Origin of the sequence: Paenibacillus sp. FSL R7-0272 (assembly GCF_037969905.1) — a bacterium.
GTDB lineage: Bacteria > Bacillota > Bacilli > Paenibacillales > Paenibacillaceae > Paenibacillus > Paenibacillus polysaccharolyticus.
Window position 1 is genome coordinate 2,012,463 of record NZ_CP150221.1, and the last position, 13,790, is coordinate 2,026,252.

Consider the following 13,790-nt stretch of genomic DNA (forward strand, 5'->3'; position numbering starts at 1 on the left):
AAGGTTACAGCAAGAACTCATCTATTTCGTTTGTTCTGAATGTGTAAACTTGTTTTTCATCCACATGATAAATGCTAACCACATTGTTATCCCGATCAAAATTAAGTATTCGACAAGGAATGCTTTGATGCTTACCATGTTTGTTGTTTACGACAATTCGGGTGAGGCGATTTTCTTTAATTAAGGATTCAATCCAGGCATCGAACGAATTCGAATCAGCGACATGGGAAGTGTCTGCAGTAGACTTTTTCTTGTCAACTTTTGAATTTGATTCCTTGGCAACTGGTTCTTGTGGTTGTGATTTGGACGAAACCGAATCAACGATATGGTCTGACTTGTTGGAGTTTAACTGTGCGTTGGAAAATTTTGGTGAATCAAGGAAATTCTGATTAGAGTCAGTAGAACCTGTTTTAGCCTGAGTCATAGCTTCAATGATTTGACCAAGCACAATTCCGGAGTGAATCCGAAAGTCCGCAATTTGTTCTTCTTTGTTTATGAACTCGATCAGGGACTGCAGTGCCAATGCATTTGAACGGCTCTTAATAAGTATATCGACATTAAATAAATAGCCGACGTCATCTTGATTGGATAAGGTTTGTTTCATTCATCCCAGCCCCGTTAAATAATGTGTAAGCACGTATGTACTCTAATATACTATAGCACTAATATGATGGAAATCATAGTACCAAAGACTTAGAAATCGGTTAATTTTAGAACTCAGAATGATCCTTTGTTTTCCTCATATATTCTTCTTTTTTCATCCCGTGATCAAACCTTTTGCAGGCTTCATGAACCTGACCTACAACTATAATTTAGTAATCAGGACAGGAAGAAGCAGGGGGAATAGGGCATGAACATTTCATATCAGAATCGATTGAGATACGTATATAAGGTCACTTCGTCACGAATCCGCAAAGCGAATTATCATCTGAATTTAACGTACCATAACGCCTCGATAAACGGAGAACTAGCAGCAATTGGAAACCATCAGGTGTTTCGATTCATTGATCAGTTGCGTTCACAGAAAAGAATGGAAGAGCAGTGGATAGAGATTCAACATGAACTCCGACGCGTCAAAGCCTTGAAGACGACAGTTCAGCATAAACGAATGCTCAAAAAACTGCATGAGGCACAGAATAAACTCAAATTTGTTCCTGATTATCTGCTCGTCGTCATTGAAACGAATAAGGACTATGATCGCTTAAACTCTTCCAAAGGATTTAGTCTAAACGGTACAAAGTACAAACGTTTGATGGCTACTACTGGAGGGGCCAAAAGTTCAACCGTCATCTACGTAAGCGAGGACATTCACTTGCCACTGGAACGGAGATTGAATAATGGAAGAAACCCGGATATGGAGTTGGTCCCGGCCAAATTGGAGGCTTACAAAGCTCTGGCTTGTAGCACCAGTACTCCAGTCTCTCATCCAGAGCGAGTGCTGGTTATACCTGACTGTGTCACAGAATTTCGTGCAGACATTATTCAGATTGATGACTCCAGGACGGAATATCCTCAGGTAGAAAAGAAAAACGATCACCCCATACAATTGAATATGAGTGATGGATTCGGTTTGATCTCACCCGCTCTTAGCAAGTTATGGGCCGAAGAACTTGGTCATGCCTATATTTCGAGTGGTTTCTGTATTCGTAACAGTTTCTGCAAAGGTATGGTGTTTACATTTGATTATCATGAATTTGCCGATCGGGTCGCGGGTCATTACATGGTCGTGGATGCCTGGGGCGAGTCTGTAGATATACGTGAAGTGGATCTGATTATAACAACGTCTATGCTGAAGCTTTGGCAAGCATACAGCGGTATAAATGACTATTTGTTATGTTGTGGTTATCACGGATACACCTTCAGCGTAACCAAAGTAACACCGGAACAATTAGAGGATGAACGACATCTGAACTATCAGTTCATACAGTCGCTACAGCTCAGTGACAACGAAATTGATGAGCTGATCTCTCCGACAATAAGTACCATCCAAGACGTACTTGGACAAGATTATCGCAAAGCACTTTTATTTCTGAAAGGTATCCATATTCAAGAGCGAGATTACCTGTATAGTCCAGATGATTATATTAAAGGTCTGATGGTTGAATCCGGATTAATGGACGATCCATTTGTAAAACACAAAATCCATAACCTCATTCGAAAACGAATGAATGAAGCTAAGATTGGAGTTTTACGTGTTAAAGGAAATTTCAGCATTATTTCTGGAGATCCGTATACGTTATGTCAGAGTATGTTTGGTCTGCCTTTGACGGGCTTGTTACAGTCGGATAAGTTTTATTCCCAATACTGGAATGAAAGACAAGTCCCTCAAGTCGCCTGTTTCAGAGCTCCGATGACCTGTCATAACAATATTAAAATACTTCGTTTCAGCGATACCGAAGAGATGCAACATTGGTACCGGTATATGAACACAGTGACGATATTAAATTCTTGGGATACAACAACTTATTCTCTCAATGGTGCAGATATGGATAGCGATCAGGTCTTGACTACCGATAATGCGACGATCCTTGGTGCAATCCAAGAGTTAGAGGCCATTGTGTGCGTACAAAAAACATCAACCAAAAAAATTCCGAAGGAGAGTGACCTCATTCAGGCGAACAAAGACAGTTTTGGCGATCTGATCGGTTTTACGACCAACAAGATTACATCGATGTTTGATGTTTTAGCTAGCTATGAGCAGGATACCCCTGAATATAAGGAGATGATGTACAGGATACAATGCGGCCAGCATTATCAGCAGAATGCCATTGATCAGGCCAAAGGGATTGAATGTAAACCTATGCCTAAACACTGGTATGATATCCGCGTTGCTGTACAGGATGAGAATGCGTTGAAACTGGTGGCGGATAAAAAGCCTTATTTTTTCATCTACAATGATCCAGAGCAAAAGAAGGAATATAACACCTATATCGACAAAACCAATCAGAAATGCTTGCAACGGTTTGGGATGACAGTGGAGGAGTTAACAGCCACCCAAGAGCAAGGCGGCTCTGCTGAAATGGTACAGTTCTTGCAACAATACGAACAGAGAATGCCCGTATCTGTGGCTCCTTCTGTCATGAATCGTTTATGCAGACGCGTAGAGAAGCAGTTGGATGAAATCAAGTTCCGAAACGCCGAAAATGGTTTTGATCATGATATTCTGAAAACTTCCAAAAAATACTCGCAAACACGGTACAAGGAGATACAGAAGTTGTATCAGAGGCACAATGAGGAACTTCGAAACTACATGACCCACTCTCGCAAGAGCAAGGTGAACAAGGAAGAACGATCCGCGAGGTGGCAGGTTTTTGTTTCACGTTTCAAGGAGCAGGCATTCGAGATTTGTAACAACGAAGAAGATCTCTGTAACATGATTGTGGATATGTGTTATCGCCGAGCAGATCAATCCAAACAATTTGTGTGGGACGTATCCGGTGAGCAGATCATTCGCAATCTGTTGCATCGCAACAGGCAGGTCATCCATTATCCAGTTGTGGCGAAGGCGACGGGGGAATTCGAATATGCGGGCAAGACCTTTAGGATGACGTCTGTTGAAGTGAGTGAGGTTACTTCATGAAGATGATTCTGAACGAACGACAGCACGCAGAAGAAGCACTCGAATATGGAAAGATGGATAAAAAGCCGACGAAAACATTGGTGTGTATAGCTAAATTATGTCTTGAAGAAGGAAAAAGCAAGAGTGATACGTATAATGTTTTACACGAATTTATGGCAAAGTCGTACCCCAATTACAATACTGTACATTGGGAATCGTTTTTTTACCGGATAATTCACCAAGCAACTAGATATATCAAAACAAGAGAAGAGAGAGGAAAGAAAAGCTTAATTGAAATTGAACATGTATCGATAACTCACAAGGAACTAAATCAAATTAGAGAGCTTCGCAGTAAGCGACTGGAAAAGTTAGCCTTTGTATTGTTGGTCTACAGTAAAATTAATAATCAAATCCATGAAAATAATTTGTATTGGATTAATCATGCTTGGAGTGAAATCTATAGCGATACAGGAATGGCTGTAAGTAAAAAGGATCAGGGTTTACTGGTTTACAAACTAATTCATTCAGGTCTATTGAAAGAAAGTAGACGTTTCGATTCGACGAGTGTTCAGGTACTGTTTGCTCATCCAGAGGATGCAATTGCTATTGGTTTAACACGTTTTGATGATTTTATTCTGGAATATTTGCGTTGGACAGGAGAAACAGTTAAAGACTGCAGTGTCTGTGGGAAACGTGTATTAGCCAAATCTAATCGTCTGAAATACTGTAAAAATTGTAAAAAGAAGCTTGGTAAATAAAACTCTAGTTGTGAACAGATTACTGAGGGGGATATCGTTTTTTTATAAACTTCTTATTAGAAAACTTCGTTTTAGTCATATGCAGCAAGGATTCCATCCATGGATTAAAAATTTCTTTAATGATAGGTGCTGAGAGCATATGAGTTGGTAGGGGAGGACTCAGATGATAATTTCTGCAATTATCTTTTTAAAGAAAATGAGATCTGCTCATTATTCTGTACCATAGATAACGCTTAGGCAGGTGAATTATGTCAAATGGACTAACTTTAGCACAAGTGGAAGCAATAATTAGAGAAGCTGTTCAAACGGGGGCAGGTCAGCCAATCGATAATGAACAAGTTGAGGAAGCAATTAGACAGGCAGCCGAGGCAACCAGAAAGGCTATGGAGGCTGCTCAACATGCAGAAGAGGCTTATCAAACAACTCAACTTGTTTTTAAGAGTCCTGTTGCTGATATGGGTATTCTTGCTGAGGCTTATCCTTCTCCTGAGATCGGCTGGACGGTGCAGACCTATAAGGATGGTAGAAGATATCGTTTCAACGGAGAGAACTGGGAAGAAATCGATATCTTTGGACAAAATCTTCAAGTTGTTAATGCTTCGACAGATGGGCTTATGAGTAAAGCAGAACACTTGAAATTAAACGAGATTCCTTTGGAAGTACAAGATCGAATTCTAGTTTTTTGTAAAGAATCACGTGTGTATCCGGAGATTATAGGAGTGTTAGCCCCTTTTCCATTTCAAGGAGAAATTTTAAGTATTAAAGGTTATTGTGCTGTACCAGGGGAGTCTCAAACCGTAATTAGAATAGAACGATCCAAAGACCTGGTGCAGTGGCTAGACATCACGGAGACTTCTCTGATATTTGAAGCGCAGCAGCATCGAGATAACGGTGAAGCTACGTTTCATGAAAAAAAAGTGGAGCCGGGAGATATTTTCAGAGTGCATATCGTTGAAGCGGGGGAAAATTTGCAACACCTTACAATTCAATTAACTATTCGAACATGACATGAAGGAGAATGATGAATATGACACAACCGATTATTACATGGATGGATGCAACACACAGCAAGGAGATTGTAGAACCGTTTAATTATGGCGTGATTGATGCCGATAGCAAAAGCGAAATCCGTATCTTCAATGTTTGGAATAATAAAGGTGGCGCCACGGATGTATCCAAAATGGAGGACTGCACATTTACAACAAGAGATCTCGACGGAGGTACTGGAGATACTGAAAAGTTCGATATTGAAGCAGTAAAAAACAACTGGTTTCATGTGCAAGTGGACTCTCTGGGAGAAAATGATCTGGACGAAGAGAGCTCTCGTGTAGGTAGAGACTTCTCAAAACCGATTGGAACGACAGGGAAAACAACGCTGGATCATTCAGGTACACCGTATGCTACACCATGGGTACCGGAAGCAAAAGAAATTTTGGGAGTTAACAATAATGGTAAACCGCAAGATGCTGCAGGTAACTATGTGACCCTTTCTATTCAATGTGAAGTTCCTTTGAACGCTCGTAGCGGTAAACAGGAATTCAAGAAACGTATCTCATATCGTTACGTGTAAGGTTAGAGATGGTAGGTGACTTATAAAAAGAGACAGGCTATTATGCCTGTCTCTTTCCATTTTAAACCGTATTCAAGGAGGTGAATCTGTGATCTTAAGTCAGAAACAGTATACTCGTTCACCAGTACAGCAAGCTTATGTATGGGTTGCTGATTATTACGATGGAACGTATTTGAGCGAATATGATTTGCAGACACAACGTGTATCGAATTTTTATGATATTCAAAAAGAGAAGCTGGTATATTTCGGAGTTATTGGGCAGGGCTCGCAAGTGTATTACAACGTTGCTAATGGTGTCTTTCATATTAACATGGATCGGTATTCGATCGCTTATGAATGTGAAGGACACGAGTATCCGCTCACGGGGAGAACGTTTGTTTACAACGATATTATACAGTACAAGAAGGGATCTTCTGAGGCAAGCATGAGAGGATTGGCAGGCCGGGAATCATCGGGAACTTTCAGAAATGCCATTGAGAGTTTCAATTTCGGCTACAAAAAAACAATGGATCTGCATGATGCGAATATCAACTTTCAATGTGTGTGCTCTTTACCCATGAATCAGAGTGCGTTTTTTCAAATGAAGATTACTTCAAATATGGATCTGCCAGGTCAATTGGTGATTCGTAAGAATGGATTAATCATAGACCGGATCACTGCTCCGTTGAAAGCTAACCATGCGGGAATGATCAACTGGGATCTTCGCTAGTGATCAGATTCTTGACAAGACAGGAGGGGTACACATATGGCTATTGAGGAGATTGGTTTAGACATTGATTTGTCTATGGGGGCGTTTAACAATACGATTTACCAGGATCAGAAGTTAAGACTTACGGAACAGGGAAGAGATGCGAATGGAAATGTAATTTTTGCTTCCTCGGGTTCCTGGGAGTCAAACGCTATTCTAATTCTGGATAAGTTTGCTTCGTTTAAAGGCATATCTGCGAAAATCAACAGTGCTAGTGGTTCGGTATATAAGATCTATTGGAGTACTTCGGATGATGGATTTCAATGGACGGAATATGAGGAAGTGCAGGAGCAAGATGCCGTTCCCAAAGCTCAGGCGAAATATGCCAAGGTGAAAATTGAAATAATTGCTGAGAAACAGGAATCCAGCTTTTACATAGACAGTTTCTTAGAAACGGGCAAGTATAGTAATCCTTATGTAGAAAGTGATTCTGGTGAACTTCGGTTAAAAACCAAGTATGCATTAAAGATGGATCAGACGGCGGTCACTTCATCGGGTGTAGTCTATCAGCAAAAGGTTGAGCGTACGAAATTTAAAAAGATGGATCAGATCAGAGTAGGGAAGGGGGATTCGATGGCAGTTCCTGCAACAACCGGGTAGATGAGAGAGCGTGTGGAGGATAAGGAGGATCAGTATGACAACTTACACTGGAAGATCAACAATATATGATTATCTTGCTAAGGAATCTATTCCGGATGGAGATCACACACTTGTTGTAAACGGAATTAATATTGACATTGAAATTTATAACTTCGAGTCTGATATATCATATAGCAATACCCCAGTTCTAGGTAATACGATAGCAGATGCAAGAATGCTTATATTGAATTATAAAGGTAATTTAACGGTGGAGACAGGAGTTAACCTGACTCCGCAAGTCAGGAAAAAAGGGATGACCATTTTTGTTAGAGGAAAGTTGACTAACAAGGGTACTATCTCTATGACTGACAGAGGATCAAATGCTTCAGGACAAAATATTTATCTATTCAGAAGTGAAAGTGGATTATACGAGATGATTCCCTCAGCAGGAGCGAATGGTAGAGGTTCTTGGGTAGGAGGACAGGGTATAGCAGGGGATTCTACAGGTCTAAATGGTACTGGTAGGCAGACTGGTGGTGGTGGGCAGGGGCTTATTTGGAACAATAGTACTCAGCGGTTGACTTATGGTGTGACCGGTGGTGGAACCTCTTATTCAGGTGGTGGTGGCAGTGGCTCGGTACTACATGCATCAACACAAACAAATTCAGGACAACCAATTAATTCTGCTAATGGAGTGCATGGTGGAAATGGTTGGTTGTATGAAACAGCGGCTACAACAACGACTAGAATTATTGCATTACCTGGAGCTGGTGTAGTAAGAGGGAGTGTCGGTAACTACGGAAATGTGCCCTACAATATTCTAGATGATGGTATAGGTACAGGAGGATTGCTGATTGCTTATGCTAATGTAATAGACAATAAAGGGACAATAGAAAGTCGAGGACACAGAGGAATGAGTGTTAACGCGACATTCAGCGGAAATACATGGAGTGATATTGGCGGCGGTGGAGGATCAGGTGGGGGCAGTATCAATTTATTTTATTGGAATGAATACATCAACACCGGAACAGTTTCTGCATCAGGTGGTGGAAGAACTGCCAATACTGCTACTGGCAGCAATCTATTGAATCAACAAGGCTGGGGTGGCGGAAACGGCACTATAACGACATACAAAATGAATATCACAACAACGCTTATAGAGGTAAGCGGTAACTATAAGAATTGGCGAAGTTCTCAGTGGAATACAATTTCGACAACGTTGCCATCACCAAACACTTTTATTAATGAGGGAATCGATGATTTATCTATTTTAGATAGAAACAGCAAAAATTTTGTTCATAGCATGAGTCTTAATGGATCATTAGGTTCAGGTAAGTTATTCAAATCGAATATCAATCTGGAGAAGTATTTAGAAATAACAAATTTATACACCAAGTAGAGTGTCATGCTCTACTTCTTTTTAATTCTCGGTATGTTAAAGGAGATGATATTTGAATGGCAACTTTGTGGCAAAGACTACCAGAACCAGAAGATGGTTGGAGAAGATATGACAATCTATACTCAGCAATCACTTATACAGGAACTTGGCAAACGGAAACTTTAGCCGCTAATTACAATGGTTCTGCTAGGTATACTCAAGTTAGTAATTCTACTGTTAATTTCAGTTTTCAAGGAACAAAATTAAGGGTTATGGGAGGACAATGGACAGGAAGAACAACAACAGCTCAAGTTAATATTGATGGAGCGAATCGCGGAGTAATAAATGAGAATGCTAACAGTGGCACTACGCAATCTTTAGTGTTTGATATTTCAGGGTTATCAGATGGTGTGCATACAGTACAAATAAAAACAGTGGATACTTCAATATTTCTATTTGACTCAATCGATATTGATGCAGATGGATATTTGCTTTGGGGAGTATCCACATCTCCAGAAGAAGGGTGGTCAAGATATGATATTGTGACGACACTACCTAATGTTGTTTTTACAGGTGTGTGGAATACAAATAACAATTTCACTGTTGGCTGGGGAAATACACTTACTTCCACCAGCACCTTTGGTAGAATGGCATTTTGGTTTTATGGGACCAAACTACGGATTTATGATAGTCCCAATATAAATAGGTCAACAAGAAACATGATTTCAATAGACGGTATAAATAAAGAGTACACTGCTTATCGTACAAGTGTGTTAGATCAAGTTATAGTCTTTGAAATTACGGGTTTAAGTTTAGGGTATCATTATGTAGAAATTTCTATACCTTCAACGGAGACTGGGAAAATTCTTGCAATCGACTCTATTGAAATCGATTCAACAGGCGAATTTAGGAAGCCTTATAGTAAGATGTTACTTTCATCTGGTAATGAACATTATTCTTTAGGTGGAATGGAGTATGTCAACGTGACTCCACAAATGACCAGTAATTTTTCTGCTTCACCTATAGTTCCAATATTCTCAACTGAATGGACTAATGGCATACAATCTGGAGCGGGATCGGCATTTAACGCTTTCGATGGTGACAAAGGGAGAGTTTTTGGTTGGGCCAGTTCTTCATCTGGATATTACATAGGAATTGATTGGTCTACTCCAAAGAAAATTATTGGTTATCGTTTGTCATCACACGCAACAATAGACAATACACCACCAACCGCATGGTTTTTTGAGTCAAGCAATGATAATTTATCTTGGACTATTTTAGATACAAAAAGTGGGGTCAATTGGACCAAAGGAGAAACAAAAGAATTTCTTATTAATAATGTTTCATCATTTAGGTACTACAGAATTCGAGGTACACTTAACTTAACTTGGGCTATAGCTGAATTTGAAATGTTAGAATTGTCAGATCCATATTTAATTAACTTACCTAATTTAGCTGAGAGGACATTTATGAATTATGGGAAAGAGTCAATTGTTCCGGTCAGCGTAATGAAGAAAATTAAAAAAGTTGAAGATAAATATATCAAGTCAGGTACAAGTACAACCTTTGAACATTCAATTAATATGTCAAAGCGAAGGGTAGATAAAATTATGTTGGGTTAACTGGGAACACATCTACACGGAGTGTTCTATTTGTATTTTGAAAGGAGCAGTGATTTACAATGGAATCTATTCCAGTAACATTGAATCCCGATGATATGGGTTCTGGATTTACATTGAGCAATGGCAATTTGACGTTCGTCTCTACAACAGACTATCGAGCGATTCGTGCTACTCATGGAAAGTCATATGGCAAATGGTATTGGGAAGTTAGATATGATTCTGGAGTCCGAAATGTACACATTGGAATATCTAATAAACAGTTTTTATTAAGTGGAAACTTTGTTCCAGATAGTACTAGCTGGAGAACTTATTACGGGAACACTGGTAATAAATATCCAGATAACACGACCTACAGTACGGTTTGGGATGTTGGTAATATTGTTGGAGTTGCACTTGATCTTGATAACGGGATCTTAGAGTTTTTTAAAAATGGTGTCAGCATGGGAGTCAGTCATACTAACATTAAATTGCTAGGTGAAGTTTTTCCAACTCTAGGATCATTCAGTGGCAATAGCAAAACAGTGACTGTAAACTTTGGTGCAACTCCATTTGTATATGGGGCTCCTGCTGGGTTTAAAGCTTATAATCTGACTTACTCCTATAAATTCTTGATTTCATCAGAAGATAATTATTACAGCGTTATAAGTAAATACAAAGATAATTCTGTTCCAGCAATGACAAGTAATATCTTACCATCTGGGATAGTTGAAGCTAGTTCGACATACTCAACATTCTATCCTTGGAAAGCATTTGACCGAATGGTAGATCAGAATGGTTGGGTTACAGCAAGCGGCGTTTTGGTGGGTTGGCTTAGTTATGAATTCGCTTCTCCTAAAACTTTAACAGGATACTCCTTAAAAACAGGAACAACTCCAGTTAACAGACCTCCCAAAACGTGGACATTTGAAGGCTGGAACGATGGACAATGGATAATTCTTGATACGAGAGTTAATGAACCCAACTTCGCCTCAGAAGAGTTTCGCTTTTATAAATTTAAAAATAATCTAGCATACAAGAAATACAGAATTAATGTTACTGCAAACCAAGGTGCGGGTGATTTCTTGGCCATTGGTGATTTTGGTATGTATGAGTCTGAAAGGTATATCTCTTGTGTACAGAACACAGAAAATGATTTTGTGAGAAGGGGGATTAATAAAGGCATGACTATCAATCTAGACGACGAATTTACTGAAAGAAGATTATGGAATAGAGATCATTCGCAACTTGGGGTCGGTAAAGTATTCAAACAGAAGATCGATACCTCCAAGACTCCAATTAAACAAGTTTCTTTTACATAAGTAAATAGGTTTGATTTTATAAATCTACTAGAAGGGAGATAGAAAGATGGCTAAACTTTTAAACATAGTACCACCTATGACATCAAATACTTCACCCTCCGGCGTCGTTAGCTATAGTTCTCAAAATGGCACCAATTTCGGTTACAAGGCTTTTGATCAGAATTTAGACACCTTTTATGGAACCTATCGTAATACAAATACTTGGGTGGCTTACAAATTTCCGACTTCAATAAAATTGGCGGGATACTCTATATATTGTTTGGAAAACAACTCACCTCCTCGTTCATGGGTATTAGAAGCGAGCAATGATGAAGTAGTTTGGGACTTAATAGATACAAGGAACGATTATACCATCGCATCGTGGACAAACAATCGAAGAGTTGTAATTAGAATTAATCCTAATAAATCTTATCGTAGTTATAGAGTGAGAGTGACGAGAAATAATGTTTCCGAAGTAATTAATATTCGAGAAATTGAGTTTATGACCCTGGTATATGACAACAAATTCCTCATTAAGAACCATTGGAATTATATGTATTACTCCAAAGGGAACTGGGAGAGAATAGAGGGTGTAGCCACTGAGCAAGACTATCTAAATTTAGGAATGGATGATATTTCACGCATTCCCGAATCCGCATGGTCACAACTTGAGGGTGAGGTTGAACTTTGTTATTACACAGATGACCCAGCCAAAACAGAGGTATCCTTCAACATCGAAACAGAGCCCTTTACCCTCGCGGAAGAGTGGGAAGACAAAGAGATCAAAATCATTGAATACACCGATGATCCAAACCAAGCGGAATCCATGATCACAATCGAAACCGAACCGTTTACACTCTACGACGAGTTAGGTGATACTGTGGATGTGCTGTATTACACAGACGATCCCTCCAAAACGTCAGCGGAACTAAATATCACGGCAAACTACTCCCCATTGGATGAACTTGAGGGAGATTTTGACGTGGTAACATGGACCAATGATGAAGAAGTTATTGCTGGCAATCGAGATATGTCATTAACTTATAATGCGCTGCCGTTTGAGCAGATTATTGTACAGCCAACTGATATTGAATTATATGGCGATTTAAAAAAGCTGGTTGCTTCTAAAATCGTTGCTAGTCGCACCGAGGGAACTATAAGACTCGTTGCTTCGTTCGACTCCGGGCTGACGTGGAAAACGTATCGCTTCGATAAGTGGGTAACTCTGGACTTCCAGAACACGACATTGTTCAAAAGAAAAGGCATGAGTGTTGAAACGCTAAGTATGATTCCTGAACAAGATCTGACAGGGCTAACCCGGGTTGCGTATTATTTAGATAACAGTGAGCATTATGAAAACAGCTATGTTTTGGATCAGTTGAAGATGGTTGTGGATGCTCCACGTCAGACAGTGGAAGTTCAGCATATGGCGCTGCAAATTTTGAATACAACAGCAACCATAAAACTTACCTTTACCGGGAATAAACTTCAAGGAATACTGGATGATGCAGACAAGGGTAAAGTCAAATATCGTGTGCTTTTGAATGGCCAGTCGTATTATCCAGCAGATGGGGAGTTTACACGTTTACTGCCTTCGCCGTTTAAGATTGAGATCAACATCGATGAACGGAAGTTCCTCTTTGGCAAGGAAAATAAGTTGAAAGTAGAGTTCCAGGATTATTGGGGTTCCGTAGATTCCCGGGAATTTAGTTTTGTTGGAACTTACTCTGGACTTATGTTTATGGATGAATCTGGCGATTTCCTTTCGGATACGTTTGGCGGCATCCTGAAGCAACTTGATTACGAAGTTATTATTGCGGGACAAACAACATTGACGAAAAAAGTAAAGTTGATAAATCAACTCGGTTATGCTGTCGATCATGTTTATCTCGAGATGGATAAGAAATTCCAGACGAGTGGAGTTGAAGTTCAATTATCCAGACAGGCCGATCCATTTCTGCCGATTGATTACCTGACATACGGATTAATGGAACCGGAAGAGAGTGTTGATTTTTATGTTCGGATTGCAACGGACATTCATGCCAAGCCAGACCCGAATGGAATTTTCGAGATGAAGGTCAAGGCAGACCGAGTATAGCTCTCAATACAATGAGACAGGAAGTGAGTGAAATTAACTACGGGGAGACGTCATTAAACAGCTATATACATATTAAAAGTCCGGAGAATCGCTTTAGAGCAAAGTACGTTTTATACAATCAGATAGACATAGATTTGCCCTCAACATTGACATCCGCTATTAGGGGAAATAGTGAGAGGGTTTCCCGTGTTTCTGCTCGTG

11 protein-coding genes are annotated in these 13,790 nt (G+C 39.7%); 10 read left to right on the plus strand and 1 reads right to left on the minus strand.

The window, feature by feature from the left end; translation table 11 throughout:
- Positions 1-4: 4 nt before the first annotated feature.
- Positions 5-604 (minus strand): hypothetical protein, encoded by a 600-nt coding sequence (locus tag MKY23_RS09050; RefSeq protein ID WP_339837353.1) that lies wholly within the window; start codon positions 602-604, stop codon positions 5-7.
- Between the two features lie 246 nt (positions 605-850).
- Between MKY23_RS09050 and MKY23_RS09055 the strand changes: the two genes are divergently transcribed.
- The 10 genes from MKY23_RS09055 to MKY23_RS09100 all read left to right on the plus strand — a co-directional run bounded on the left by MKY23_RS09055 (position 851) and on the right by MKY23_RS09100 (position 13,589).
- Positions 851-3,580 (plus strand): hypothetical protein, encoded by a 2,730-nt coding sequence (locus MKY23_RS09055; protein WP_339837356.1) that lies wholly within the window; start codon positions 851-853, stop codon positions 3,578-3,580.
- Entirely contained in the window at positions 3,577-4,317 is a 741-nt protein-coding gene (locus MKY23_RS09060; protein WP_339837358.1) for a hypothetical protein, read from the plus strand. The genes MKY23_RS09055 and MKY23_RS09060 overlap by 4 nt, the downstream gene beginning before the upstream one ends.
- 248 nt (positions 4,318-4,565) lie before the next feature.
- Entirely contained in the window at positions 4,566-5,324 is a 759-nt protein-coding gene (locus MKY23_RS09065) for a hypothetical protein (protein WP_339837361.1), read from the plus strand.
- Between the two features lie 20 nt (positions 5,325-5,344).
- Complete coding sequence (locus tag MKY23_RS09070; RefSeq protein WP_339837363.1) at positions 5,345-5,887, plus strand: hypothetical protein; 543 nt, start codon at positions 5,345-5,347, stop codon at positions 5,885-5,887.
- An 88-nt stretch (positions 5,888-5,975) separates the two neighbouring features.
- Positions 5,976-6,596, plus strand: a complete 621-nt coding sequence (locus MKY23_RS09075) for a hypothetical protein (protein WP_339837366.1) — start codon at positions 5,976-5,978, stop codon at positions 6,594-6,596.
- Positions 6,597-6,632: 36 nt separating this feature from the next.
- Positions 6,633-7,235 (plus strand): hypothetical protein, encoded by a 603-nt coding sequence (locus MKY23_RS09080; protein ID WP_339837369.1) that lies wholly within the window; start codon positions 6,633-6,635, stop codon positions 7,233-7,235.
- A gap of 34 nt (positions 7,236-7,269) precedes the next feature.
- Positions 7,270-8,613 (plus strand): hypothetical protein, encoded by a 1,344-nt coding sequence (locus MKY23_RS09085; RefSeq protein ID WP_339837372.1) that lies wholly within the window; start codon positions 7,270-7,272, stop codon positions 8,611-8,613.
- 56 nt (positions 8,614-8,669) lie between these two features.
- A complete protein-coding gene (locus MKY23_RS09090; protein WP_339837375.1) occupies positions 8,670-10,214 on the plus strand; it encodes a hypothetical protein in 1,545 nt (514 codons plus the stop codon).
- Between the two features lie 59 nt (positions 10,215-10,273).
- Positions 10,274-11,512 (plus strand): SPRY domain-containing protein, encoded by a 1,239-nt coding sequence (locus MKY23_RS09095; protein WP_339837378.1) that lies wholly within the window; start codon positions 10,274-10,276, stop codon positions 11,510-11,512.
- A gap of 481 nt (positions 11,513-11,993) precedes the next feature.
- Positions 11,994-13,589: a hypothetical protein gene (locus MKY23_RS09100; protein ID WP_339837381.1), complete on the plus strand. Its 1,596-nt coding sequence runs from the start codon at positions 11,994-11,996 to the stop codon at positions 13,587-13,589.
- Positions 13,590-13,790: the final 201 nt, after the last annotated feature.

Excerpts from the sequence above, each read along its gene's own strand:
- MKY23_RS09050 (WP_339837353.1), bottom strand. The coding sequence starts at position 604 with ATGAAACAAACCTTATCCAATCAAGATGACGTCGGCTATTTATTTAAT.
- MKY23_RS09055 (WP_339837356.1), top strand. The coding sequence starts at position 851 with ATGAACATTTCATATCAGAATCGATTGAGATACGTATATAAGGTCACT.
- MKY23_RS09060 (WP_339837358.1), top strand. The coding sequence starts at position 3,577 with ATGAAGATGATTCTGAACGAACGACAGCACGCAGAAGAAGCACTCGAA.
- MKY23_RS09065 (WP_339837361.1), top strand. The coding sequence starts at position 4,566 with ATGTCAAATGGACTAACTTTAGCACAAGTGGAAGCAATAATTAGAGAA.
- MKY23_RS09070 (WP_339837363.1), top strand. The coding sequence starts at position 5,345 with ATGACACAACCGATTATTACATGGATGGATGCAACACACAGCAAGGAG.
- MKY23_RS09080 (WP_339837369.1), top strand. The coding sequence starts at position 6,633 with ATGGCTATTGAGGAGATTGGTTTAGACATTGATTTGTCTATGGGGGCG.
- MKY23_RS09085 (WP_339837372.1), top strand. The coding sequence starts at position 7,270 with ATGACAACTTACACTGGAAGATCAACAATATATGATTATCTTGCTAAG.
- MKY23_RS09090 (WP_339837375.1), top strand. The coding sequence starts at position 8,670 with ATGGCAACTTTGTGGCAAAGACTACCAGAACCAGAAGATGGTTGGAGA.
- MKY23_RS09095 (WP_339837378.1), top strand. The coding sequence starts at position 10,274 with ATGGAATCTATTCCAGTAACATTGAATCCCGATGATATGGGTTCTGGA.
- MKY23_RS09100 (WP_339837381.1), top strand. The coding sequence starts at position 11,994 with ATGACCCTGGTATATGACAACAAATTCCTCATTAAGAACCATTGGAAT.